This window comes from Novosphingobium humi (assembly GCF_028607105.1).
In the GTDB taxonomy this organism is placed as follows: Bacteria; Pseudomonadota; Alphaproteobacteria; order Sphingomonadales; family Sphingomonadaceae; genus Novosphingobium; species Novosphingobium humi.
Window position 1 is genome coordinate 1,912,618 of the sequence record NZ_CP117417.1, and the last position, 25,241, is coordinate 1,937,858.

Below are 25,241 nucleotides of genomic sequence, written 5' to 3' on the forward strand. Positions count from 1 at the left end.
CGATCAAGTTCCCCTGGGGGCGCGTGCCTTGGCCCTTGCGCCGCCGGTTTGTGCGCGCGCATTGCGCATGCTGCCCAGCGCCTCCAGCCCGGCCCCGGCCCGCACCGGCAAGGCCCAGCCATAGCGCGGCACCGGCATCGCGGCCAGATTGAGCGTGGCCTCCTTGTCCTCCATCTCGGCGGTGGGGTCCAGCCAATAGACCCGCCCGGCAATCTGCGCCCGCACGATCACATGGTCAAAGCCCGTCACGCTGGGCAACCGGCGGTCCATCCCCTCGCCCCCCTGCGTCGCCACCAGCGCGGCCTCGGCCTTGATCCCCAGCCCGTCGAGCAGGCCCAGCAACAGCGCCGCCTTGCCCTTGCAGTCGGCAAAGCCGCGCAGCCACACCTGATCGGCAGGCATGGGTTTCAGATTACCCTGCCCCAGCCCGACATAGAGATAGCGCACATCGCGCCGCGCAATGGTCAACGCCATCCCGGCCTGCGCCAAAGGATCGCCGCTCGCCGCGCGAATATCGGCGATTTGCCCGCGCAGGGGCGAATCAGGCCCGACCCGCCGCGCCGCGTCAAACAGCGGCGCGAACACCCCCGCCACATCGGCCCATTGCGCAAAATCCGACAGTTCCAGCACGCGGGCCGCCTTGCTCTCGGCCAGCGCATCAGTGACCATCGCCACCCGCCCCGGCCCCCGCTCAAGCGCGGCAGGCAGGTTTTCGGCTGCCACCCCCATCGGCCGCGCCCCGTCCCATCGCGCCGCCAGCGCCAGCCTGTCGATCACCCCATAGCTGCCCGCATCCAGCGACACCTCGTGATGGCCGCCCAGCAAAGGCTCGGTGCGGTCGATGGTCCAGGCGATCTCGATCACATCGCCCACCGCCATGCCCGCAATCGGCAGGCCCAGCGAACGCTGTCCATCCACACGCAAACCGCCAAGATTGCTGCCTTTATGCGCCAGCACTTCCTGCACCGAGGGCAACAGGTCATTGGTCCGATTGCCCCGCGTCAAACGAAAGGCGTGGATCGTCAAACGGTCGGTTTCGGGCCGCCACTGCACCGACAGCCGCGCCATGCCCTGAATGCCTTCGGGTTGATCGATGCGCAGGATGCGACGCTGATAGAAACTGGTCGTGCCGCCGTGAAACCATACCTGCTGGTCCTGCATCACCATATGCAGGGGGGCTGCCCCGGCTGGCTGCAAAGTGGTGGGCATGGCGACAGGCACCACCCATGCAGGCGCGACATCGGCACGCGGCAATTCATCCGCGCGCAGCGGCCCGGCCAGCAAGGCCATCAGGACGAGGAAAGGCAAACCCTTGTTCATGGCGCCAAGACAACCGCAAAGCACACGCCATGTCCATTCGGTTAACCCGCAAATTGGCCCGCCGTTCCCATTTGGCACATTAAAGGCTTAACGCCCGGGCGCCCTCCGGCCCCAGCCAGCGCCCCGTCACGCCCCAGACGCGCGCGATCACCTCCTCGCCCAGCGCCTCGCCCGGCGGCCCGTCGGCCACCACACGGCCCCGGTCCATCACCACCACACGGTCGGCATGGTTCATCGCCATGCCCAGATCATGCAGCACAAGGCAAACGCCAACGCCCTGCGCCGCCTGATCACGCAGCGCCGTCAGCAGGCGCAGCCCATGGCCCAGATCGAGGCTGGCCAAAGGTTCATCGGCCAGCACCCAGCGCGGACAGCCCGCCAGCACCCGCGCCAGCAAGGCCCGCGCCCGTTCACCGCCCGACAGGCGCGAAAGCGGGCGCTGCGCCAAATGCTCCAGATCCATCGCCGCCATGGCCTGCGCCACCGCCGCGCGGTCCTGTGCGTCATCGGCATGCGCGCGGTGCAAGGGCGCCGCCTGCCACGGCAAACGCCCCAATTTGACCAGCGTGCGCACGCTGACATCCCACGCCGCCTCGCCCCCTTGCGGCAGATAGCCGAGCAGGCGCGCCCTTTCGCGCGGAGGCATCGCGGGCAGGTCATGCCCATCCAGCGACAAGCGCCCCGATACCGGCAAGACCCCCGCCATGGCCGAAACAAGGCTGGATTTGCCCGCGCCATTGGGGCCGCAGATCGCCGTCACCTGCCCCGGCGAGAGGTCGAGGGAGACATCGTCCAGCCGCCCGGCCAGCGTCAGATTACGCGCGCAAAGCATCATCGCCATCCCCCTTCGCGCATCCGCCAGAGCAGCGCCAGAAAGAAGGGCGCGCCCAGCAGGGACAGCGCAATCCCCAGCCGCAATTCGCCCCCCGCCAGCGGCAGGATACGGCACACACTGTCGCCCACCACCAGCAGCAAGGCCCCGCCCAGCGCCGATGGCACGATCAGCGACGAGGGCCGCCGGTCGGTCAAGGGGCGCAGCAGATGCGGCACGACAAGCCCGACAAAACCGATGATCCCGGCCACCGCCACGCTACCCCCCACCGTTGCCCCGACGCCAAGGATCAGCAAAGCCTGCAACCGGCGCGGATCGACGCCCAGCGAGCGCGCCGCAGCCTCGCCCAGCGTGAGCGCATCGAGCGAGCGGCCCGCCACCACGAATGCGCCCAGACCTGCGGCCACCAGAGGCGCGGCAATCCACACCTCATGCCACGAACGATCCGCCAGCGCCCCCATCAGCCATGTCACGATTTCCGAAAGGGCAAAGGGCGAAGGCGACAGGCTGATGGCCAGGCTCATCAAGGCGCCCGACAGGCTGGAAATCATCATGCCCGCCAAAGTGAACAGCGCCACGCCCCCCGACGAACGCCCCGCGATCAGGCCCAGCAGCGCCATCGCCCCGCCCGCCCCCGCCAGCGCAAAGACCGGCAGCGCCCATGGCCCAAGCGCCAAACCATAAGACCCCAGCCAGATGCTGAGCACTGCGCCAAGCGCCGCGCTGGGCGCGATGCCGAACAGGCCCGGATCGGCCAGAGGATTGCGCAGATAAGCCTGCATCGCAGCGCCTGCCGCCCCCAGCCCCCCGCCCACCAGCACGGCCAGCACGCTGCGCGGCAGGCGCAATTGCATCAGGATCAGCCCGGCGCCGGGAACATCGGGATGGAACGGATCAATCCATACCCGCCCCGCCAACAGAGAAGCGGCAAAAGCCAGCGCCAGTGCGCATGCCAAACCCATGTTCAACCGCGTCATCAATGGGCCTCCCGGCGGATTTGCGCCAGCCTTTGCGCGGCGCGGACAATGGTGGGGCCGCCGCAATATTCCAGCCCCGCGTCAAAATCGAAACGCTGCATCGCGCGCAATTGCGCCAGCACCGGATGGCCCAGCACCCGCCGCCCCTCGCGCCCGCCATCGGCATCGCCATGGCCAATGACCAGCAACACACGCGGCGGATCGACCACCATCCGCTCCAGCGGCAGAAACTGCGACTGACCCATGCCCCGGATCGCGGCAAAGGGCGTGAAACCGGTGCGGCGCAGCAGATCGGACACCAAAGTCTCGCCCCCGACAACCAGCCCGCCGCCATGCCAGATCAGCGCGGGCAAAGGCTTGGCGCCGGGCGGGGGCGCGGCTTGGCGCATGGCCCGGTTGATCCGGGCGATCATCGCCTCGCCCCGGTCGGGATGGCCCAGCAGGGCGGCCATGCGCCGGATCTGCGCCTCGCTCTCCTCCACGGTGGACGCCATGGAAAATTCCTTGAGGCGCAGGCCCATTCGCGCATAGGCGGCGCGGGTGGCGGCCGGCGTAAAGCTGCCCGAAACCACCATGGATGGCTGGGCGGCGATCACTTCCTCCATCGCGCCGCGCGTGAAGGGAAAGGCGCGCGCCCGCGCCACATCCATCGAGCTTTGCGCCGGATCACGGCTGTAGGCGGAAAGCGCCCCGATCTGATCGCGGTCGGCCAGTTCGACCAGCAGCGCATCGGTGCAGGGATTAAGGCTGATGATGCGGGAGGGCGGAACCTTGGGCATGGCGGGAGAGCAGGCCCCCACCATCAAGGCGCCAAGCAGGGCCAGCCCCCCGCGCATCAGTTACAGCCTGACCCGCATTACAGCTTGGCCCGCAGGCCCAGCGATGCGGTGCGGCCATAGGAATTGTAATCCTTGACCACGGCATAGCGTTCATTCGTCAGGTTTTCGATGCGGCCAAAGATTTCGGCATGATCGCCCACCGGCATGCTGGCACGCAGGCCAACCAAGGCATAGCCCGCCAGACGGTTGCTGTTGGCCGCATTGTCAAAGCTGGACGAGACAAGGCGGATGTCGCCGCCGATGGCAAGGCCTGCCAGCGGCGTCTTCCAGTCGGCCGACCAGGTGACCATATGACGCGGACGACGCGCCAGATCCTTGCCCAGCGCGCTGCTGCCGGCGGTCTGGTTGGTGCTCTTCACGAAAGTGTAGAGCGCGCGCAGTTGCAGCGCATCGACCGGGCGCAGGCCGGTTTCAAATTCCAGACCCTCGGCCCGCGTGCGGCCCAGATTGGCATAGGTCGAGGTGGACAGGTCATAGTCGATCTGGTTGTTGATGTTGCGGTGGAACCATGTGACGGCGCCGTACAGCTTGCCATTGCGGTCGCCCTTTTCAAGGCCAACGTCATAAGACTTGCTGGTTTCCGCCTTCAGCCCCTGATTGCCCGAATAGGGGTCGAACAACTGATAAAGGGAGGGGGCGCGGAACCCCTCGCCATAGGAAGCGCGCAGGCGCAGGTCGTCGATCAGGTAATACGTGCCGTTCGCGCCAAAACTGGTGTGGGTGCCAAAGGTGGAATGGCTGTCCACGCGCAGGCCGCCCGACAGGCTCAGCCCAAACGCACGCCAGCCCAGCAGGCCATAGCCGCTGGCGATATTCGCATCATTCACCGCGCCGGGCGTGAAATAATACGAGCGCGCATGGTTCCACATCGCCTCGCCGCCCACATCGGCGGAGAAGAAATAGGGCAGATCGACATGGGCCGCCCCGTCGATGCGCGTGCTGCGGCCCAGATAGGAACTGTATTCGGTGGACTGAACCGTGGGGTCGATATAGCCCCGGCGCAGCGAGGACTGGCTGATGCCCAGACGCGCCGAATATTTGTCGGCCGAATATTCCAGACCCACGCGGCCCGAAACCTGCTCGCTCGACTGCACCTCGCCCCGGTTCACATAACCCAGCACCCAGTCATAGGAATCAACGCCCACCTGACCATCGGCATAGCGGGCCGTGGCCACAAGGTTGAGACCCTGCGCCAGACGCAGCCGCGCGCGGGTGGACAGGCGGGTCTGGTGGAAACCGTTGGCGCGCGTGTCGGTGGTGCGGGTGGGGATGCCGTCGGTGCTGATATAGCCGCCGTTGAGCGTGACGGCATAGGCATCGCGCGCGATGCCCAGCGTGGCGCCCGCGTCAAAGGTGCTATTGCTGCCGCCCTCGAAATTCAGTTCCGCGCCGTTCAACTCGCGGCTGGTGATGGCGATGACGCCGCCGATGGCATTGCTGCCCCATACCACGCTGTTTGATCCGCGCAGCAGTTCGATCCGGCCCACGCCGCCGCTGACAAGATTGGCAAAGTCATAGCCGCCCGAGGGCGCCGCCGTGTCCTCGACCTTGACCCCGTCGATCATCACAAGGGTCTGTTCGGAATTGGCGCCGCGCACGAAAAAGCTGGTGGTGGCGCCAAGGCCGCCCGCGCGGGCAAAGGACACGCCCGGCAGGCGGGTCAGAACGCGCGTCAGGTCCGGCCCCTGGATCGACTGGATCTCGGCCAAATCGACCACGCTGATCGACTGCCCGGTCTCATCGACCGGCTGGCTGTTGCCGGTGGCCAGAACGGTGATGGCCCCGGCATCCTCGGCGGCGATGGCAGGCGCGGACAGGGCCAGCGCGACCAGCGACGAAGCGGCGGCGAAATAACGGATTTTCATAGCTCTTTCCCTCACGAAGGCTATTTGCCGTTCGTGGCGGGAGAGGCCGCCCCACGCGCCCCTTGCGCATGGAAACAGACGGCATCGCGCTGCATCCGGTCTTCCCCGCCCGGCGCTGAACGACCACCACCGGCAGGTCTCCTGGCTATCCGGGGTCATCGCGCATCCGCCGCCTTCCCAGACCGATCGGCCCAGTGGCATGTGACGGTACGCTCGCCCGGAAACAGTTGCGGGGGCAGCTTTGCATCCCTCCTTGGCAAGGCAAGGACGGGCAAATTCCCTATTCAGCCCCCCTTGCGAAGGGCACCGTTGGCGTGGCCGACCCCCTAGCCCCACATGCCCAAAGGTGCAAGGGGTTGCGCCGGAGGGCGGCGGACAAGGCTTTTTTAACCCTGATCGGAGGGCGCGAAATTAAGGCATTAAGGATTATCCGCCCCATCCGTGCCGCAATGAGACGGCCCCAATTCGGCAGGTGCAGCCCCGGCGATTGTGTGTTTTGCCATGATCGCCCGATTTGCCACAGGCCGAGTAGTCAGGATGAACAAGCCGCGTGCCACCCTTGCGTTCGACGCCCCGTTTTCCGCCCCGCCCCTGCGCGATGAAGGACGGCTGGACCATGCGACGGGGCTGCGCCGGGGGCATGGCATGAAAATCAATGCCTTGCGCAATGCAGATCTGCGCCGCGCGACGATGCAGCGCCTGCTGGCGGTGGCCTGCGCCCTGCTGGCAATGCTGGCCGTGCAGGCATGGCGCGGGCAAGGCACCGGCGCGCTGGCGCTGGCGGCCACCACCGCCCATGAAGAAGCCGACCCCGTCGATGGTCAGAGCAGCACGGCCCCGATGCCCTTTGAGCAGCCGGGCGACAGCTGGCCGGGCGCGGCCTATTATTATGTCAGCCGCGAGGTCGAACAGCCTGCCCCCGCCACGGGTTGGCGCGGGGCACTGGCCGCGATGGCGCCGGGGCTGCATTGGGATGGCGGCGCAGCGGCGCAGGGCGATGAAGATACGCCCCTGCCCGGATCAGGCCCGGCCGCGCGCGCGCTTTCGGGCCTGGCCAATGCGGTGGACCGGGAACGCGCGCTCTCCTGCCTGACCGCTGCGGTCTATTACGAGGCCGCCAGCGAACCCGACGATGGCCAGCGCGCCGTGGCGCAGGTCGTGCTGAACCGCATGGCCCATCCCGCCTATCCCAAAAGCGTGTGCGGCGTGGTGTTTCAGGGTTCGGAACGCGCCACCGGGTGCCAGTTCACCTTTACCTGCGACGGCGCGCTGATGCGCAAGCCCAGCCGCTATTTCTGGAGCCGCGCCGAAGCCGTGGCCCGCGCGGCATTGGCCGGCTATGTCTATGCGCCGGTCGGGCTTGCCACGCATTATCATACATTTGCCGTCCATCCCTATTGGGCCGACAGCCTGCACTTCATCGGCCAGATCGGCGCGCATCGCTTCTATCGCATGCAAGGTCCGGCGGGCGATTCCGCCGCCTTCCGCTTTGTTCATGCCATCAGCGAACCGCTGCCCGTGCCGCATCAACGCGTGGCCTTTGCAGTTCGCGAACTGGTCGATGATCCGATCGCGATCGAACGCGCCTATGCCGCCAAAATGGGTCAGACCTTTGGCCCTGTTCAACATAGCGGCGCAATCGCCGCCGCGCCCGCCGCCGCCGCGCCGCAATATACCGCCGAAGCGCTGCGCCATGGCGGCGATAACGCCTATCGCGCCGCCAATTTGCCCGGCAGCGACAATGTTCGCCCCGAATATCAGAACAGCGGGCGTTGGATCGGCGATCCCGAATAAACCCTGTTTTGCCCGCTAAATCCGCCGCGCCGCACCGTTTTTGTCGCGGCGCGGCGGGGTGCTTTAACCTTCGGTTGGTCCAAGATGGGGGCAAACTCGGTTAACCTGCGACAGGAATATGATAACCAAGGCAAAACACGAAGGCTTAGCCCCACCGTGATAGACCGACACTGATTTTCAATCGAGATTGAGGAATATTCAGGCATGTCGATCCGATTTGCAGCGGCAGGTGCGGGTGAATGCGGCGCTGTGGCGCGCGTGTTGCGCCGCCCCCGGCTGCGCGCACCGGCCAATGACCATGACAGTCAGGTCGAAACCGATCCCATGCTGTACAGCGCGCTGCAACATTTCGCCCGCCACGGCCTTGGCGCAGCAGAGCGCGCGCGCAACATCGCCTTGCGCGCCTTTTTCGAGGGCAATCGGGATCAATACCGCCACTGGCTCGGCGTCTGCCGCAAGCTGGACCGACAGATGGCCCATCGGCTGGCCATGGCACACCGTTCGGTGGAGGAGTTTGAAACGCTGGTCTAGCCTGAACAGGGGCGGCAGAGGGGTCACATTTTTGTATAAATGCGACAAACTTTGAACGTTCGGCAACGCCGTTAACCAATCTGTGACGAGTCCTCCCCTAGGTTGCCCTTGTCCAACGGGAGTTGTCCGATCCGTCCTTTATTCGACACGTTGCGGGTTTTGTTCAAAACCCATGCTGCTGATGACCGGGCAAGAGCCATTCTGGTCACCACGCTCTATACGCAACCGTCGTCTCTGGCGATCGGCGCCCTGTGCGGAATTCTGACCAGCGCAACCGCCGCCATTGAATCGGGCAATCGCTCCATTACCCTTGCTGCCTGGATCTTGTCGGCCATCGCGCTGATGCGCGTGGCCAGCGCCACGATCCTGCCGCGATGGATGGCGCATAAGGCGCGCGCGCTTGAAATCATTTATGAATTAGGCGCATTTTCCTATTCGATCATGGCCGGGATGATCGCGGCGCTGACGTTTTTCCATCCGGTGCCGGGACCGGTACGCACGCTGATGGTGGGCAATGCGATTGCCTATTCGGTGGGGATTGCCGCGCGCAACGCCGGGCGCCCCGCGATTGCCATCGGGCAATTGGCGCTGGCGCTGCTGCCGGTGATCGTGGCGGCCGGGATGCAGCCCGATCTGGCGAGCCGACTGCTGGCCTTTACGCTGTTCCTCGTGCTGCCCGCGATGATGTCGATCACGCTTAATGTGTTTCGCACGCTGCGCGATTCGATTGCCAGCGCCGAAACCAGCCAGCGTCTGGCCGAAAAGATGCAGCATCTGGCGCGCACCGATATTGTCACCGGCCTGCTCAACCGCGCAGGGCTCAACCACCATCTGGTCGAACGCCTTGTGGCGATCCCGGAGGGCAGCAAGCTGGCAATCCTGTGGCTGGATCTGGACCGGTTCAAGGAAATCAACGACACGCTGGGCCATCAGGTGGGCGACCGCTGTCTGGTCGAGGTGGCGGCGCGCCTGCGTCGCAGCGCGCCGGTCGGGGCGGGCATCGGCCGGTTTGGCGGCGACGAATTCATCATCGCCTTTGAGGCCGCCTCTGACGCGGCCATCAAGGGCGTGGCCGACACCATTCTGACCGACATCCTGCGCCCGCTGCGCATCGATGATGACCGGCTTGAGATCGGCTGCTCGATCGGCATCGCGGTGCTGCCCGAACATGGCACCGATCTGGAGGCTGTGCTGCAAGGCGCCGATCTGGCGCTTAACCATGCCAAGCTGAACGGCCGCAAACAGATTGTCAGCTTCAACCCCGCCATGACGCGCGACCTGATCCGCCGCAAGGAGATCGAGGCCGAACTGCGCCTTGCGCTGCAGCGAGATGAGCTTTCCGTCCATTTCCAGCCGCTGGTCGATCTGGAAACCGGGCGGATCCGGGCGTTCGAGGCGCTGGTGCGCTGGTTCCACCCGGAAAAGGGCGAATTGCGGCCCGACGAATTCATCCCGGTGGCCGAGGAAAGCGGGGCGATCATCACGCTGGGCAACTGGATCACCGCCAAGGCGGCGCGCGTCGCCGCCGAGTGGCCGGAGGATGTGACGCTGGCGGTCAACCTCTCGCCGCTCCAGATCCGCGCGCCGGGGGCGGCGCTGGGCATCCTCAACGCGCTGCGCGAGGCGAAACTGCCGCCCAGCCGCCTTGAACTGGAAATCACCGAAACCACATTGCTGGATCACAGCCCCAACACCTCGGCCTTCATCAACGAACTGGCCGGGGCCGGCGTGCGTTTTGCGCTGGACGATTTCGGCACCGGCTATTCGTCCCTCGGTTATCTCGACCGCTATCCCTTCAAAAAGATCAAGATCGACCGCAGCTTCATCTCCGGGCTCAGCGCCGGGACGACCAGCCACGCGATCATCTGCGCGGTGGCGGCCATGGGCAAGACGCTGGGGATGGAGATCGTGGCCGAAGGTCTGGAAACGCTGGAACAGGTGCAGGCGGTGCGCGACACCGGATGCACGCTGGGTCAGGGCTGGTATTTCAGCCGGGCCGTGCCGGACTATCTGGCCGCGATGCTGCTGGCGCAGGAGCGCCGCCGGATCGGGGCCGATGCCGCGCCCGCGACTCCCCATCAAGACTCGGCGCCCGCTCGCAAGCACGCCTGAACGCCTGTTCATCCGGGATGGTTACGTATGTCAAACCGGATATGGCATAGATGCGCCAATTTAATTGCCATATCGGTTATAGAGCCAAGGCTTTCCGCTATTGCGAATTAGTCGCGCAAACTCTTTCGTCTTATATGCTTTTCCCGCCTTGCAATGCGGCAAAGACAGGAATAGGGCCACCCCCAATTCGGTTAAGGGCCACCTGCGCGCTTGCGGGACTGCGTATGATGGTCAGTGAAACACCCGCTATCCTGCGGCCACTTCCGGCCAAGGGGAAGCCCCGCAAGTAGGGAAGGATTGGTTCATGGCTCGCAAGAAGATTGCCCTGATCGGCGCCGGCAACATCGGCGGCACGCTCGCTCATCTGGCAGCGCAGAAGGAACTGGGCGACATCGTCCTGTTCGACGTTGTCGAGGGCGTTCCTCAGGGCAAGGCTCTTGACCTGTCGCAGTGCGGCCCGGTCGAAGGCTTTGACGCCAAGATCACTGGTACGAATGATTATGCCGATCTGGCCGGCGCCGATGTGGTGATCGTCACCGCCGGCGTTCCGCGCAAGCCCGGCATGAGCCGCGACGATCTGCTCGGCATCAACCTCAAGGTGATGAAGGCTGTCGGCGAAGGCATCAAGAACAACTGCCCCGACGCTTTCGTGATCTGCATCACCAACCCGCTCGACGCGATGGTGTGGGCTCTGCGCGAATTCTCGGGTCTGCCCGCGAACAAGGTCGTCGGCATGGCCGGCGTGCTCGACTCGGCCCGCTTCACCACGTTCCTGGCCTGGGAATTCGGCGTGTCGATCCGCGACGTGAACACCTTCGTTCTGGGCGGCCACGGCGACACGATGGTGCCGGTGGTTCAGTACTCGACCGTCAACGGCATCCCCGTTCCCGACCTGATCAAGATGGGCCTGTCGACGCAGGAAAAGATCGACGCCATCGTGGCCCGCACCCGTTCGGGCGGCGGCGAGATCGTCGGCCTGCTCAAGACCGGTTCGGCTTTCTACGCCCCGGCCGCCTCGGCGATCGCCATGGCCGAAGCCTACCTCAATGACCAGAAGCGCATCCTGCCTTCGGCCGCCTATGTAAACGGCGAATATGGCGTGAACGACCTGTATGTGGGCGTTCCGGTCATGATCGGCGCCGGCGGCGTGGAAAAGGTCATCGAGATCGAGCTGGACGACGAAGCCCAGGCCAACCTGAACGTCTCGGTCGAGGCGGTGAAGGAACTGCTGGTGGCGTGCAAGGGCATCGACCCCTCGCTGGCCTGATCGAAATAATGGCCCCGGCACCAAGCCGGGGCCAAAATAATAAGACGACCTCCTCCCCATCTCGGAGAATCCAATGTCGATCCTGATTGACAAGAATACCAAGGTCATCACGCAGGGGATGACCGGCAAGACCGGCACTTTCCACACGCAGCAGGCGCTGGCCTATGGCACGCAGATGGTTGGCGGCGTCACTCCCGGCAAGGGCGGCACGATCCATGCCGAAACCAACCTGCCGATCTGGGACACGGTTGCCGAAGCCAAGGCTGTTTCGGGCGCGACCGCTTCGGTCATCTACGTTCCGCCGCCATTCGCCGCTGACTCGATCCTCGAAGCAATCGACGCTGAAATCGAGCTGATCGTTGCGATCACCGAAGGCATCCCCGTGGCCGACATGGTCCGCGTGAAGCGCGCCCTTTCGGGCAGCAAGTCGCGCCTGATCGGTCCGAACTGCCCCGGCGTGCTGACGCCGAACCAGTGCAAGATCGGCATCATGCCCGGTTCGATCTTCAAGGAAGGCTCCGTGGGCGTCGTCTCGCGCTCGGGCACGCTGACCTATGAAGCGGTGTTCCAGACCACCAACATCGGCCTTGGCCAGACCACCGCGGTCGGCATCGGCGGCGACCCGGTCAACGGCACGAACTTCATCGACGTGCTCGAACTCTTCCTGGCCGACGAAGCCACCAAGTCGATCATCATGATCGGCGAAATCGGCGGCAGCGCGGAAGAAGAAGCGGCCCAGTTCCTCAAGGACGAAGCCAAGCGCGGGCGCAAGAAGCCGATGGCCGGGTTCATCGCCGGCCGCACGGCTCCTCCGGGCCGCCGCATGGGCCACGCCGGTGCGATCGTCTCGGGCGGCCAGGGCGGCGCCGAAGACAAGATCGCGGCGATGGAAGAGGCCGGCATCAAGGTCTCGGCCAGCCCCAGCCTGCTCGGCGAAACCCTCGCCGAAGTGCTTAAGGGCTGAATTTAAGTTCAATACCGGGCGTGATGGCCATCTGTGGTTCAGCACGCCCGGTGTTAGAAGAATGCCATGTGCCGGCCATTCCTCCCCGGGGCCAGAGGCTCTTTCGGAACCAGCCGCCACAATAAACCCCCACCAGCGCGCAAAATGCGCCGGTGCGAAAATAGGTGAAGCCATGGGTAGCGAAAGCCAAGATTTTCTTTCCGACCCAGCACAGGACGGGCCGCAGCCCGGACCGAGCTGGCAGCGACGCAACTGGCCGCAAGTAGGCGGCGCAGCGGAGGACGAGCTGACCCGCGCGCTCGACCCCACCACGCTGAGGGAAGGGATCAAGGCGGCGGCGAAAAAGGCGGGCACGCCCGTCAGCGACGCTTCGGTCGAAGAAGCGGCCAATGACACGCTGCGCGCGATCATGCTGATCCGCACCTATCGCGTGCGCGGCCATCTGGCGGCGGATCTCGATCCGCTGGGCCTGCACCATTCCGATCTGCCCGCCGATATGACGCCGGAATATTACGGTTTCACCGGCGCCGCGCTGGATCGCAAGATCTATCTGGGCGGTACGATGGGCCTGCAATGGGCCACGATCCGCGAGCTGGTCGCCATCCTGCGCGCAAACTATTGCGGCAAGGTGGGCCTGGAATACATGCACATCACCGATGTGGAGGAACGCCGCTTCCTGCAGGACCGCATGGAAGGCGCCGACAAGCACATCGAATTTTCCGCCGAGGGCAAGAAGGCCATTCTGGGCGCCGTGGTTCGCGGCGAGCAGTGGGAAAAGTTCTGCGGCAAGAAGTATGTCGGCACCAAGCGCTTCGGCCTTGATGGCGGCGAGTCGATGATCCCTGCCCTCGAAGCCGTCATCAAGTATGGCGGTCAGCTTGGCGTGAAGGAAATCGTTTATGGCATGGCCCACCGCGGGCGCCTGAACGTCTTGGCCAACGTGATGGCCAAGCCCTACAAGGTGATCTTCCACGAATTTTCGGGCGGCACGGCTAATCCCGAAGACGTGGGCGGCTCGGGCGACGTCAAGTATCACCTTGGCACCAGCACCGACCGCGATTTCGACGGGATCAAGGTTCACATGAGCCTGATGCCGAACCCTTCGCACCTTGAAACGGTGGACCCCATCGTTCTGGGCAAGGTTCGCGCCTATCAGCAGATCCGCGATGACATCGGCACCGACATCGGGCCGGGCGCCAAGCACAAGCAGGTGCTGCCGGTTCTGATCCATGGTGACGCCGCGTTTGCCGGTCAGGGCATCGTGTGGGAGTGCTTCGGCCTGTCGGGCGTGAAGGGTTACAACACCGGCGGTTGCATCCACTTCATCATCAACAACCAGATCGGCTTCACCACCAGCCCGCAGTTCTCGCGCGGCTCGCCGTATCCTTCCGACGTTGCCAAGGGCATTCAGTGCCCGGTGCTGCACGTCAATGGCGATGATCCCGAGGCTGTGACCTTCGCGTGCAAGCTGGCGATCGACTATCGCCAGACCTTTGGCCGCGACATCGTGATCGACATGTGGTGCTATCGCCGCTTCGGCCACAATGAAGGCGATGAGCCCGGTTTCACCCAGCCGCTGATGTATCAGAAGATCCGCGCGCATAAGCCCGTCTCGGAACTCTATGCCGAGCGTCTGCAGCGTGAAGGCGTGATCCCGGCCGGTTTCCTTGGGGAACAGGTTGCCGCCTTCAACGCCCATCTCGAAGAACACTTCGACGCCGCCAAGACCTATAAGGCCAATCAGGCCGACTGGTTCGGTGGTCGCTGGAGCGGTTTCAACCAGCCGATGGACCCTGAAAGCGCCCGCCGCAACGTGCCGACCGGCATCGAGCAGAAGCTGTTCGACAGTCTTGGCCGCACGCTGACCTCGGTTCCGGGCGATCTGACGATCCACAAGACGCTGGGCCGTGTGCTGGATGCCAAGCGCGAGATGTTCAACAGCGGTCAGGGCTTTGACTGGGCCACGGCCGAAGCGCTGGCCTTTGGTTCGCTGCTCTCGGAAGGCTATTCGGTCCGTCTGTCGGGTCAGGATTGCGGTCGCGGCACGTTCAGCCAGCGTCACGCCGTCTGGGTCGATCAGGCCACCGAAAAGAAGTATGTTCCGTTGACCACGGTGCCGCATGGCTTCTTCGAAGTCTATGACAGCCCGCTCTCGGAATATGGCGTGCTGGGCTATGAATATGGCTATGCCAGCGCCGACCCCAAGACGCTTGTCCTGTGGGAAGGTCAGTTCGGCGACTTCGCCAATGGCGCCCAGATCGTGATCGACCAGTACATCGCTTCTTCGGAATCGAAGTGGCTGCGTGCCAACGGCCTCGTGCTGCTGCTGCCCCACGGCTATGAAGGTCAGGGTCCGGAGCACTCGTCGGCCCGCCTGGAGCGTTATCTCCAGCTTTGCGCCGAAGATAACATGCAGGTGTGCAACATCACCAGCCCGGCCAACTACTTCCACGTTCTGCGTCGCCAGATGCACCGCAGCTTCCGCAAGCCGCTCATCATCATGAGCCCGAAGAGTCTGCTGCGTCATCCTCTGGCGAAATCGAGCGCCGAGGAATTCGTGGGCGAAGGCCACTTCATGCGCATTCTCTCGGACATCAACGGCGCCGCCGACAAGGATACGCGCCGCGTGGTCCTGTGCTCGGGCAAGGTTGCCTATGACCTGTTCGAGGCGCGCGATGCGGCCGAAATGACCGATACGCAGATCATCCGTATCGAACAGATCTACCCCTTCCCGGGCGAACCGCTTGCGGCGCGTCTGGCCAAGATGCCCAATCTGGAAGAGGTCATCTGGTGTCAGGAAGAGCCCAAGAACAACGGTTCCTGGTTCTTCGTCGAACCGCTGATCGAGGAAACGCTGGCCAATGCCAAGGCCAAGGTTTCGCGCGCTCGCTATGCGGGTCGTCACGCTTCGGCCTCGCCTGCCACGGGCAGCGCCAAGCGCCACACGCTCGAACAGAACGCCCTGGTGGCCGACGCGCTGGGTCTTTCGGCCCGCAGCGAAATCCGCCGCAAGAAGAAGGGCTGAGCCCTCGCTCTCCTCCCAATTTCTCTAGGATAAGCAAGTCATGTCCACGGAAGTCAAAGTCCCCACTCTGGGTGAATCGGTGAGCGAGGCCACGATCGGCCAGTGGCTCAAGCAGCCGGGCGAAACGGTCGCTCTGGACGAACCCATTGCCAGCCTCGAAACCGACAAGGTTGCGATCGAAGTCAACGCGCCGGTCGCGGGCGTGCTCAGCCAGCAGCTCGCCGCTGTCGGCGACACGGTGACCGTCAGCGCGATCATCGCGGTGATCGAGGAAGGCGCGGCGGGCGCTGCTGCTCCCAAGGCGGCGGCTCCGGCGGCGGCGGCCCCTGCCCCCGTGGCGGCGGCCCCGGTCGCGGCGGCTCCGGCTGCTGGTGAGAGCACCGATCCTGCGGTTCTGAGCCCGGCGGTTCGCCGCGCGGTTCTGGAATATGGCATTGATCCTGCCACCATCAAGGGCACCGGCAAGGACGGCCGCATCACCAAGGAAGACGTGGTGGCTGCCGCCCAGACCAAGGCCGCCAGCGGCGCGCCGACGGTTCCGGCCGCTGTTGCTGCGCCTGCCAACGAGCGCCGCGAAGAGCGCGTCAAGATGACCCGCCTGCGTCAGACGATCGCCAAGCGTCTCAAGAGCGCGCAGGAAAATGCCGCTCTGCTTACCACCTTCAACGACGTTGACATGTCGGCGGTGATGGAAGCGCGCAACCGCTTCAAGGACTCGTTCGAAAAGAAGCATGGCGTGAAGCTGGGCTTCATGTCCTTCTTCGCCAAGGCTTCGGTGCTGGCCCTTAAGGACATCCCGGCCGTCAACGCCCAGATCCAGGGCGATGAAATCGTCTATCATGACTATGTCGATATTTCGGTCGCCGTTTCGGCCCCGAATGGTCTGGTCGTGCCGGTGGTGCGCGATGTCGACAAGATGTCCTTCGCGGGCATCGAAAAGGCGATTGCCGACTATGGCAAGAAGGCCAAGGAAGGTTCGCTGACCATGGCCGACATGACGGGCGGCACCTTCACCATCTCGAATGGCGGCGTGTTCGGCGGTCTGATGTCGACCCCGATCATCAACCCGCCCCAGTCGGCTGTGCTCGGCCTGCACCGTATCGAGGACCGCCCCGTGGTCCGCAACGGTCAGATCGTGATCCGCCCGATGATGTATATCGCGCTGTCCTATGACCACCGCATCATCGATGGTCGCGAAGCCGTGACGGCCTTGAAGACCATCAAGGAAGCGATCGAGGATCCCACGCGTCTGCTGATCGACCTTTGATCGGATAGGGGACAGAACAATGGCTGAATACAATTACGACGTCCTCGTCATCGGCGCTGGCCCCGGCGGCTATGTCGCCGCCATCCGCGCGGCGCAGCTTGGTCTCAAGACCGCCTGCGCCGAGGGTCGCGCAACGCTTGGCGGCACCTGCCTCAACGTGGGCTGCATTCCTTCCAAGGCTTTGCTGCATGGCAGTGAGCTGTTCGAGGAAGCGGCCCATGGCACGCTGGCCAAGTTTGGCGTCAAGACCGGCCCGGTTGAGCTGGACCTGTCGGTGCTGCAGGGCGAAAAGTCGGGCGCGGTCAAGGAACTGACGGGTGGCATCGAGTTCCTCTTCAAGAAGAACAAGGTCGACTGGAAGAAGGGCTACGCCAAGTTCAAGGACGCCCACACGGTGGAAGTCGCGGGCGAAACCGTGACGGCCAAGCATATCGTCATCGCCACCGGCTCTTCGGTAACGCCGCTGCCCAACGTGCCGGTGGACAATGACGCGGGCATCATCGTGGACTCGACCGGCGCTCTGGCGCTGGACCGCGTGCCGAACCACCTCGTCGTCATCGGTGGCGGCGTGATCGGTCTGGAGCTTGGCTCGGTGTGGCGCCGTCTGGGCGCCAAGGTCACCGTAGTTGAATTCCTTGACCAATTGCTGCCCGGCATGGACGGCGAAGTGCGCAAGGAAGCGGCCAAGATCTTCAAGAAGCAGGGCATGGAGCTCAAGCTTTCGACGAAGGTTACGGGTGCGACTGTTGAAGGCGGCAAGGCCACCCTCACCCTTGAACCGGCCGCGGGCGGCGAAGCCTCGACGCTGGAAGCCGACTGCGTGCTGGTGGCCATTGGTCGTCGCCCGAACGTCGACGGTCTGGGCCTGGAAAACATCGGCCTGTCGCTGAACGCACGCGGCCAGATCGAAACGGACCACGATTTCCGCACCGCCGTTGATGGCGTGTGGGCGGTCGGCGACGTGATCCCCGGCCCGATGCTGGCGCACAAGGCCGAGGACGAGGGCATTGCGGTGGCGGAAAACATCGCGGGCCTGACCGGCATTGTGAACCATGACGTGATCCCCGGCGTGGTTTACACGATGCCGGAATTCGCGGGCGTGGGCCTGACCGAGGAAGCCGCCAAGGAACGCGGCCCCATCAAGGTCGGCAAGTTCCCCATGCTGGCCAACAGCCGCGCCAAGACCAACCGCGAACCGGACGGCTTCGTCAAGGTCATTGCCGACGCCGAAACCGACCGCGTTCTGGGCGTGTGGTGCATCGCCAGCGTGGCCGGCACCATGATCGCGCAGGCAGCCCAAGCCATGGAATTCGGCGCCAAGAGCGAAGACATCGCCTATACCTGCCACGCTCACCCGACCCATTCGGAAGCGATCAAGGAAGCCGCGATGGCTGTGCAGGGCAAGCCGATCCATATGTGATCGGCCTGTCAAAAGGCAAAAAGGGGCGGGAAGGCATCACGCTTTCCCGCCCCTTTTTGTTGCGTAGATTCAGGCCGAAGCGGCTTCAGGCAGGCGTGGCGACCCGCCCCAGAGCGCTCCCGCGCACGACGAGGCGGACCGGCACGCGGCCTTGCGTGTTCTCCTCGCCATCGACCAGAGCCTGAAGGCGATCGACCAGCCTCTGGCCCGCCACCGCAAAATCCGGCTCGATCGTGGTGAGCGGCGGCACGCTGAATTGCCCCGCCTTCACACCGTCAAAGCCCACCACCCCGACATCGCCCGGCACATTGAGCCCGCGCTCTTCCAGCAAGGCCATCGCGCCCAGCGCAATGTCATCGCAGGCGGTGAACAGCCCGTCGAAAGGCTCGCCGGAATCGATCAGCGCCGCCGCCGCCCGCCGCCCCTGTTCATGGCGCGAATGGCCCGGCTCCAGCGTCATGATGCGCGGCATCAAGCCCGCCGCCGCCAAGGTTTCGGCATAGGCGTCATAGCGTTCGGCAAATTGGCGCTGCGGACAATCGGCCTCGCCCACATAGACGATGCGGCGATAACCATGGTCGAGCAGATGTTCGACCGCCGCGCGGGCCCCGCCGTGATTGTCGGCGCGCACCCATGGCAATTCATGCGCGGGCGCGGGCGCGCCCCAGCACACGACATGGCAACCATCATCGGCCGAGGCCTGAAAATAGTCCCACGCGGCGCGGTTCTCGCTGGTGCCGAACACGATCATGCCGATAGCGCGGCGGCTGCGTTCGAAATGGTCGTCCAGCCGGTCGGGCGCGCCCTGGAACGAAACGATGGTTTCCATGCCCCGCGCCGAGGCCGCCGCGCAGATCCCGCCCAGCAGCGCATAATGGAACGGGTTGAAGGCTCTCACATCCTCATCCTCGGGACAGATCACCACCACGGCAATCGTGTTCAATCGCCCGCTGCGCATGCGCGAGGCGGAGGAATCGATGTGATAGTTGAGCCGCCGCGCCGCCTCGACAATCCGCTCGCGCGTGGCTGCTGCGACAATCGGGTCGCCGCTCAATGCGCGCGAGACGGTGGACTGGCTGACGCCTGCTGCTTCTGCAACGTCGTAGGACGTGGCGCGAAAGCGCTGTTTCACCATGGTCCCTCCCTTAACGACCGCTTCGCAAATCTGGGCCTCTTTTGCAAAGCTAAGCCCAAAGCGCAAATGGCATGGGCATTAAATACGGTTTCAGACCTCTTCGGCCTCGCGCAGCACGGCGATCCCCGCCTTGCGCTGTTCGGCCAGTTCGCGTTTGAGCGCAGCCGGATCGCGCGCGATGACAAAGCCGAAGGACACGCCGCCCTCCTTGCCCACCGTGGCGTGATGCAGCCGGTGCGCCTGAACCAGCCGTTTGGCATAGCCGCCGCGCGGGACGTAATGGAAATAGCGCTGATGAACGAGCCCATCATGGATCAGCGAATAGACGATGCCATAGCACAGGATGCCCAGCCCGATCCACGTCCCCGGCTCCCACGCATGGGCGCCCATGATCAGCGGGCTGCCGATGGCGAAGGCCGAAATGCTCATCCCCGCGCCGAACAGGGCGTAGAGATCGTTTTTCTCAAACATCCGGTCATGGCGCTCGTGGTGGTCACGGTGCCAACCCCAGCCCCAGCCATGCATGATATATTTATGCGAGCCCCAGGCGACCCCCTCCATGGCAAAGAAGGTGGCAATGACGATGGCGATGGCGGCAAAACTATTCATGGAAACCCCTATAATGCGCGATGCAAGATTTCGCCACTGGCCCAAACGTCCATGCGAATGTCCATGGTGCGACCATTCGCCTCTTGTTTTTGCCGCCCCCCATGCCTAGGTCGGTTTCATTATGACCGGACCCAAGACGCTCTACGAAAAGATCTGGGATGCCCACACTGTGGAATCCCGCGAGGATGGCACAAGCCTGATCTGGATTGACCGACACCTTGTGCACGAGGTGACCAGTCCGCAGGCCTTTGAGGCGCTGCGCGCCGCGGGGCGCAAGGTGCGCCGCCCGGATCTTACGCTGGCGGTGCCCGATCACAATCTGCCCACCACCGCGCGCCGCGATGCGGCCGGCCATCGTATTGCCATCAAGGACCCCCAGAGCGCGCAGCAATTGGCCGCGCTGGAAAAGAATGCGCCCGAATTCGGCATCCGTCTGATTGGCGATGCGGATCGTGAACAGGGCATCGTCCATGTCGTCGGGCCGGAACAGGGCTTCTCGCTGCCCGGCGCGACGATTGTCTGCGGCGATTCGCACACGGCCTGCCATGGCGGTCTGGGCGCGTTGGCCTTTGGCATCGGCACGTCCGAAGTCGAGCATGTGCTGGCGACACAGACCCTGCAATTGAAGCGTTCCAAGACGATGGAAGTGCGCGTCGAGGGCGAATTGGGCGCGGGCGTGACTGCCAAGGATCTGGTGCTGCATATCTGCGGCACGCTGGGCGCCAGCGGCGGCACGGGCTATGTCATCGAATATACCGGCTCGGCCATTCGCGGCCTGTCGATCGAGGGCCGCCTGACCGTTTCGAACATGGCGATCGAGCATGGCGCGCGCGCCGGTCTGATCGCGCCGGATGAAAAGACCTTCGCCTATGTGCAGGGCCGCCCCTATGCGCCCAAGGGCGCCGATTGGGACAAGGCCGTGGCGTGGTGGAAGAGCCTGGCCACCGATCCGGGCGCGACCTATGACAAGGTCGTGGTGATCAACGCCGCCGACATTGCCCCCACCGTGACATGGGGCACCAGCCCCGAAGACACCGTGGCGATCGGCGGCGTCGTGCCCGCGCCTGAAAGCTTTGCCGATCCCAGCAAGCAGGAAGCCGCGCGCAAGAGCCTTGCCTATATGGGCCTGACGCCGGGTCAGAAGATGACCGATGTCGAAGTGCAGAACGTGTTCATCGGTTCCTGCACCAACAGCCGCATCGAGGACATGCGCGCCGCCGCCGCCGTTGTGAAGGGCCGCAAAAAGGCCGACAATGTGCGTTGGGCCATCGTCGTGCCCGGTTCGGGTCTGGTCAAGGAACAGGCCGAGGCCGAGGGTCTGGACAAGATCTTTATCGAGGCGGGCCTTGAATGGCGCGAGCCGGGCTGCTCGGCCTGTCTGGCGATGAACCCGGACAAGGTGCCCTCGGGCGAACGCTGCGCCAGCACCTCGAACCGCAATTTCGTGGGCCGTCAGGGTCCGGGCGCGCGCACGCATCTGGTGTCGCCCGCGATGGCGGCGGCAGCGGCCGTCACCGGTAAATTGACCGATGCGCGTGAATTTCTGGCCTGAACTGGCCTAAACTTGCCTCGAACTTGGAGGGTGAAGGGATGAGCGAAGAGAGCGAAAAGAAGGTTCTGGGCGAGCGTTCGAGCTGGGCCGGGGTGGCGACCATTGCGGGGGCGGCCGCGATCGGTTCGGCCGCGCTGACGGCGGCGCTGATCTTTGGCAGCCGCCGCAAGCCCAAGCCGACCGATGCTCCCGCCCATCCTGAAGATGCGCCCGAAACTGACTGATCCGAAAGACATTTCCTGATGAAACCGATCAACCACGTGGCCGGCACGGCGATCCCGTTTGGCGCCAAGAATGTCGATACCGACGTCATCATCCCGGCCCATTGGCTCAAGACGATCACGCGTGAGGGCCTTGGCAAAGGCGCGTTTGAAGCGATCCGCGCCGAAGAAGGCAATATTTTCGACACCGAGCGCAACAAGGGCGCGCCGATCCTGATCGCGGGCGACAATTTCGGCTGCGGGTCCAGCCGCGAACATGCCGCATGGGCCTTGCTCGACATGGGCATCACCTGCGTCATCGCGCCCAGTTTTTCCGACATCTTCTCGGGCAATGCGTTCAAGAACGGCATCCTGACGGTGGTTCTGCCGCAGGAAGCCATCGACCGCCTGCTGGTTGTGGCAGTTGACCAGCCGATTGATGTCGATCTGGAAAGCCAGACCGTAACCACGCCGTTCCAGGACCGCTTTACCTTCGAAATCGATCCGTTCCGCAAGCATTGCCTGCTGGGCGGCCTTGATGAAGTGGGCCTGACGTTGTCGCGCGACGCGGCCATCAAGCAGCATGAAGCCAAGATTGCGGCAGACCTGCCATTTCTGGCCACAGCATCGGCGGCCTGAGGCGGGAAAGATTTTCTCGCTTTTTAAAGGAAAAGTTCCCCGTTTTTGAGCAAGCGCAAAGATCGTCCGCTGCCGATATGCTGAAAAAGCCCTGTCGCAGCGGAGGTCGCGCCAAATCGGGGGATTGAACCGCCGCCGCTGCGACACATACGCATTGGCGCGCGATTTTCATCGCGTTATGGACGGCAGGCTGAAAAAGCGCCACATTGGCCATCCATTGCAAACACCCAGACACCTTAAAACCATGCGGGAGACGCTATCATGACCAGCTTTCAAGATCGCGAGCGCGGCGAAGAAGCCAAGTTTGCCCATGACGAAGAGCTGGAGTTTCGGATCCACGCGCGCCGCAACCGCCTGCTCGGCACCTGGGCGGCCGAACGGATGGGCCTGTCTTCGGCCGAAACCGAAGCCTATGCCAAATCGGTGGTTCAGGCCGATTTCGAGGAAGCGGGCGATGAAGATGTCGTGCGCAAGCTGCTGGGCGATCTGATCAGCGCGGGCGTCGATGCCGATGAGGCCGAGGTGCGCACCGCCCTCAAGGCCAAGGAAGCCGAAGCGCGCCGCGCGATGATGGGTCAGGTCTGACCCCCGATTTCCGGGCGCGGGGCCGCAGGGCCGCGCGCTCTTTTTGACAGGACACCCCCGATGCCCATGCCCGCCGACCAGATCGAGGCGCTGATTCGCGCCGCCATTCCCGATGCAGAGGTGACGATCACCGATCTTGCCGGTGACGGCGACCATTACGCCGCTCATGTCACCTCGCCCAGTTTTGCCGGCAAGCCGCGCATTGCCCAGCACAAAGCCGTCTTTGCCGCGCTGGGCGATCGCATGGGGGGCGAACTTCATGCCTTGCAACTGACCACCGGCATCCCCACCTGAGCGATTGACGAAACAGATTTCCTTCGCAAAAAGGACCTGTTTCCCCCGATTGGTTGCAGAAAGTTTCAAGCCATGTCCGACGTCCAGACCCGCATTGCCGATATCGTGAACACGAATGACATCGTGTTGTTCATGAAGGGCACCGCGCTTTTTCCGCAATGCGGTTTTTCCAGCCGCGCGATTGCGATCCTTGAGCATCTGGGCGCGACCTATCACACGGTCGACGTGCTTCAGGATATGGAGATCCGTCAGGGCATCAAGGCCTATTCGGATTGGCCCACGATCCCCCAGCTCTATGTGAAGGGCGAATTTCTGGGCGGCAGCGACATCATGATGGAAATGTATGAGGCTGGCGAGCTTCAGGCACTGCTCAAGCAGAACGGTCTGGTCGCCTGAGCGCACCTGCTGTTTCTGAAGTCAAAAGGGCCGCTTCCCCTTGGGGAGGCGGCCCTTTCGTTTGGGAAAAGGTGGGGTCGGGAGACTGGGAAGACCGACCCCACCATTTTGCTCGAGACGGGAGTGAGGCGGGACCGCGGAGACCGGGATGCAGCCCGCCTCTAATCGAGACTGCCATTGGTACTTCTTGTTATGCATGGGGCGTGCCAGTTCGAATAAACGGCCAATTTCCGCCACTTCCCATCGAGCTATTTCCCGCCCCACCGCGCCGATTGTCAATTTTCCCGACAGATCTTGCCAAGTCCTGATCGCGCCCTATCAAAAGCGGATGGATTCCGCCCCACCCCCCGTCCTGCGCCCCGCCGCCACATTGGTGATCTTTCGTCAGCCGAGCGCGCTACAGCCGCCCGAACTGCTGATGGTCGAACGATCGCAGGCGATGCGCTTTGCCGCCGGGGCGACGGTTTTTCCCGGCGGCAAGGTCGATCCGCAGGACATGGAACTGGCGCAAAGCCTGACGGGTGACGATCCGACCGACACCGCCGCCCGCATCGCCGCGATCCGCGAAACGCTGGAGGAAACCGGGCTCGGGCTGGGTTTCACGCGCAGACTGCACTATGATGAAGCGGCCGCCGCGCGGGCGATCCTGCAATCGGGCGGGGCGATGGGCGATGTGCTGGCACGGCTGAATCTGGCGCTGAATCTCGAGGCGCTCACGCCCTTTGCCCGCTGGCGCCGCGAGAGTGTCGGAGGATTTGACACTCGCTTCTATCTGGCCAACATCGGGACGGGCGCGGTCGATCTGGCGGTCGACGCCACGGAAAACAGTCGCCTTTTCTGGGCCAGCGCTCAAGACTCCCTGAATGGTGCGGCCTGCGGGGCGCTCAGGATCATCGTGCCCACCCTGCTCAATCTGGAGCGGCTGGCCCAATTTGCCGATTTTGCCGCCGCGCGGGCCGATGCTCTGGCCCATCCCATCGCCCCGATTTCGGCCGGCCGCATGATGCGCGACGGCGAGGAATGGCTGACCATCCCCGAAGGTCTGGGCTATCCGATCACCGCCATTCCGCTCAGTGCGGCGCAGCGCGGCTAGGCGTCAGCCCGAACAGAGGCCGCGCGTGCGGGCGCGATAATCCTGCACCTCGCCGCTCATCTTCACATGCAACCGGCACAGATGCTCGACCACCGGCTCATAGATGGGCCGTTCGAATTGCAGCCCGCATTGCCCGCTTTCCACCCAGCGCACAGTGCAGCTGATCGCTTCAAGCCCATCGAGTTTCAGCAGGACACGCGTGCCCATCGTCAGCGTAAGTGTGCGCGTTGCAATGCGGCAGCCATGGGTGGATAGGTCGCTGACAGTCACGCTGTCCTGCAGCCCGCTCATCAGGCGACAGCGGGCCGACATGGTCAGCGGCCTTCGAATGGCCTCTCGAGGGGTCTGGCGGGATCGCATGGCTTATGCAGTCTAACGGATGGCCGGTTAACCCTTCGTTTGCATTTGCCGGATGGTGCAATTTTCCCCCGCCACGCGGCGTCAAGGCCGCAATGGTGAAAGATAAATCATCCGCATCCGCAAAAAGCCCCTTTGACTTTGCCCGCCAAAGCGCAAACACCACGG

The 25,241-nt window shown here is 64.1% G+C and carries 23 protein-coding genes and 1 riboswitch; of the genes, 15 read left to right on the plus strand and 8 right to left on the minus strand.

Annotated features, from left to right (window positions below; translation table 11 throughout):
- Positions 1–3: 3 nt before the first annotated feature.
- The 5 genes from PQ457_RS09010 to PQ457_RS09030 all read right to left on the minus strand — a co-directional run bounded on the left by PQ457_RS09010 (position 4) and on the right by PQ457_RS09030 (position 5,833).
- Complete coding sequence (locus tag PQ457_RS09010; RefSeq protein ID WP_273616546.1) at positions 4–1,320, minus strand: DUF3857 domain-containing protein; 1,317 nt, start codon at positions 1,318–1,320, stop codon at positions 4–6.
- Positions 1,321–1,399: 79 nt separating this feature from the next.
- Positions 1,400–2,155, minus strand: coding sequence for an ABC transporter ATP-binding protein (locus PQ457_RS09015; protein ID WP_273616547.1), 756 nt, complete (start codon positions 2,153–2,155; stop codon positions 1,400–1,402).
- Positions 2,152–3,129 (minus strand): FecCD family ABC transporter permease, encoded by a 978-nt coding sequence (locus tag PQ457_RS09020; RefSeq protein WP_273616548.1) that lies wholly within the window; start codon positions 3,127–3,129, stop codon positions 2,152–2,154. Before PQ457_RS09020 ends, PQ457_RS09015 begins: the two co-directional genes overlap by 4 nt.
- Positions 3,129–3,965, minus strand: a complete 837-nt coding sequence (locus tag PQ457_RS09025; RefSeq protein ID WP_273616549.1) for an ABC transporter substrate-binding protein — start codon at positions 3,963–3,965, stop codon at positions 3,129–3,131. The genes PQ457_RS09020 and PQ457_RS09025 overlap by 1 nt, the downstream gene beginning before the upstream one ends.
- Positions 3,966–3,985: 20 nt before the next feature.
- Positions 3,986–5,833, minus strand: coding sequence for a TonB-dependent receptor plug domain-containing protein (locus PQ457_RS09030; protein ID WP_273616550.1), 1,848 nt, complete (start codon positions 5,831–5,833; stop codon positions 3,986–3,988).
- A 114-nt stretch (positions 5,834–5,947) separates the two neighbouring features.
- A riboswitch (cobalamin riboswitch) is annotated at positions 5,948–6,159 on the minus strand.
- 211 nt (positions 6,160–6,370) lie between these two features.
- On the opposite strand from PQ457_RS09030, the gene PQ457_RS09035 reads away from it, so the two are divergent.
- From PQ457_RS09035 to lpdA, 8 genes are all read left to right on the plus strand, one after another.
- Positions 6,371–7,627, plus strand: coding sequence for a cell wall hydrolase (locus PQ457_RS09035; protein ID WP_273616551.1), 1,257 nt, complete (start codon positions 6,371–6,373; stop codon positions 7,625–7,627).
- A 204-nt stretch (positions 7,628–7,831) separates the two neighbouring features.
- The gene (locus PQ457_RS09040) at positions 7,832–8,158 is read left to right on the plus strand and encodes a hypothetical protein (RefSeq protein ID WP_273616552.1); all 327 of its coding nucleotides are present in this window, start codon (positions 7,832–7,834) and stop codon (positions 8,156–8,158) included.
- 159 nt (positions 8,159–8,317) lie between these two features.
- The gene (locus PQ457_RS09045; RefSeq protein ID WP_273616553.1) at positions 8,318–10,270 is read left to right on the plus strand and encodes a putative bifunctional diguanylate cyclase/phosphodiesterase; all 1,953 of its coding nucleotides are present in this window, start codon (positions 8,318–8,320) and stop codon (positions 10,268–10,270) included.
- A 304-nt stretch (positions 10,271–10,574) separates the two neighbouring features.
- Positions 10,575–11,537, plus strand: coding sequence for a malate dehydrogenase (mdh, locus tag PQ457_RS09050; protein ID WP_273616554.1), 963 nt, complete (start codon positions 10,575–10,577; stop codon positions 11,535–11,537).
- A gap of 73 nt (positions 11,538–11,610) precedes the next feature.
- The gene (gene sucD, locus PQ457_RS09055) at positions 11,611–12,501 is read left to right on the plus strand and encodes a succinate--CoA ligase subunit alpha (RefSeq protein ID WP_273616555.1); all 891 of its coding nucleotides are present in this window, start codon (positions 11,611–11,613) and stop codon (positions 12,499–12,501) included.
- A gap of 172 nt (positions 12,502–12,673) precedes the next feature.
- Complete coding sequence (locus PQ457_RS09060; protein WP_168604495.1) at positions 12,674–15,526, plus strand: 2-oxoglutarate dehydrogenase E1 component; 2,853 nt, start codon at positions 12,674–12,676, stop codon at positions 15,524–15,526.
- 40 nt (positions 15,527–15,566) lie between these two features.
- On the plus strand, positions 15,567–16,793 hold the full coding sequence (gene odhB / locus PQ457_RS09065; RefSeq protein ID WP_273616556.1) for a 2-oxoglutarate dehydrogenase complex dihydrolipoyllysine-residue succinyltransferase: 1,227 nt from the start codon (positions 15,567–15,569) through the stop codon (positions 16,791–16,793).
- A 19-nt stretch (positions 16,794–16,812) separates the two neighbouring features.
- Positions 16,813–18,213, plus strand: a complete 1,401-nt coding sequence (gene lpdA, locus PQ457_RS09070; RefSeq protein ID WP_273616557.1) for a dihydrolipoyl dehydrogenase — start codon at positions 16,813–16,815, stop codon at positions 18,211–18,213.
- 85 nt (positions 18,214–18,298) lie between these two features.
- Here lpdA and PQ457_RS09075 read toward each other — a convergent pair whose 3' ends face one another.
- On the minus strand, positions 18,299–19,348 hold the full coding sequence (locus tag PQ457_RS09075; protein ID WP_273616558.1) for a LacI family DNA-binding transcriptional regulator: 1,050 nt from the start codon (positions 19,346–19,348) through the stop codon (positions 18,299–18,301).
- A 90-nt stretch (positions 19,349–19,438) separates the two neighbouring features.
- Positions 19,439–19,957 carry a sterol desaturase family protein gene (locus PQ457_RS09080; RefSeq protein ID WP_273616559.1) on the minus strand — a complete coding sequence of 173 codons (519 nt, stop codon included), beginning with the start codon at positions 19,955–19,957 and terminating at the stop codon, positions 19,439–19,441.
- 121 nt (positions 19,958–20,078) lie between these two features.
- Here PQ457_RS09080 and leuC point away from each other — a divergent pair, with 121 nt between their 5' ends.
- From leuC to PQ457_RS09115, 7 genes are all read left to right on the plus strand, one after another.
- Positions 20,079–21,509, plus strand: a complete 1,431-nt coding sequence (leuC, locus tag PQ457_RS09085) for a 3-isopropylmalate dehydratase large subunit (protein WP_273616560.1) — start codon at positions 20,079–20,081, stop codon at positions 21,507–21,509.
- Positions 21,510–21,547: 38 nt separating this feature from the next.
- Entirely contained in the window at positions 21,548–21,733 is a 186-nt protein-coding gene (locus tag PQ457_RS09090; RefSeq protein WP_168604488.1) for a hypothetical protein, read from the plus strand.
- 18 nt (positions 21,734–21,751) lie between these two features.
- On the plus strand, positions 21,752–22,348 hold the full coding sequence (gene leuD / locus PQ457_RS09095; protein ID WP_168604487.1) for a 3-isopropylmalate dehydratase small subunit: 597 nt from the start codon (positions 21,752–21,754) through the stop codon (positions 22,346–22,348).
- A gap of 261 nt (positions 22,349–22,609) precedes the next feature.
- The gene (locus tag PQ457_RS09100; RefSeq protein ID WP_273616561.1) at positions 22,610–22,933 is read left to right on the plus strand and encodes a DUF1476 domain-containing protein; all 324 of its coding nucleotides are present in this window, start codon (positions 22,610–22,612) and stop codon (positions 22,931–22,933) included.
- Between the two features lie 60 nt (positions 22,934–22,993).
- Positions 22,994–23,227, plus strand: a complete 234-nt coding sequence (locus PQ457_RS09105; protein ID WP_168604485.1) for a BolA/IbaG family iron-sulfur metabolism protein — start codon at positions 22,994–22,996, stop codon at positions 23,225–23,227.
- 72 nt (positions 23,228–23,299) lie between these two features.
- Positions 23,300–23,623 carry a Grx4 family monothiol glutaredoxin gene (gene grxD, locus PQ457_RS09110; RefSeq protein ID WP_273616562.1) on the plus strand — a complete coding sequence of 108 codons (324 nt, stop codon included), beginning with the start codon at positions 23,300–23,302 and terminating at the stop codon, positions 23,621–23,623.
- A 328-nt stretch (positions 23,624–23,951) separates the two neighbouring features.
- Positions 23,952–24,716: an NUDIX domain-containing protein gene (locus PQ457_RS09115; RefSeq protein ID WP_273616563.1), complete on the plus strand. Its 765-nt coding sequence runs from the start codon at positions 23,952–23,954 to the stop codon at positions 24,714–24,716.
- Positions 24,717–24,719: 3 nt separating this feature from the next.
- On the opposite strand, the gene PQ457_RS09120 is transcribed toward PQ457_RS09115, so the two are convergent.
- Complete coding sequence (locus tag PQ457_RS09120) at positions 24,720–25,028, minus strand: PilZ domain-containing protein (RefSeq protein ID WP_273616564.1); 309 nt, start codon at positions 25,026–25,028, stop codon at positions 24,720–24,722.
- Positions 25,029–25,241: the final 213 nt, after the last annotated feature.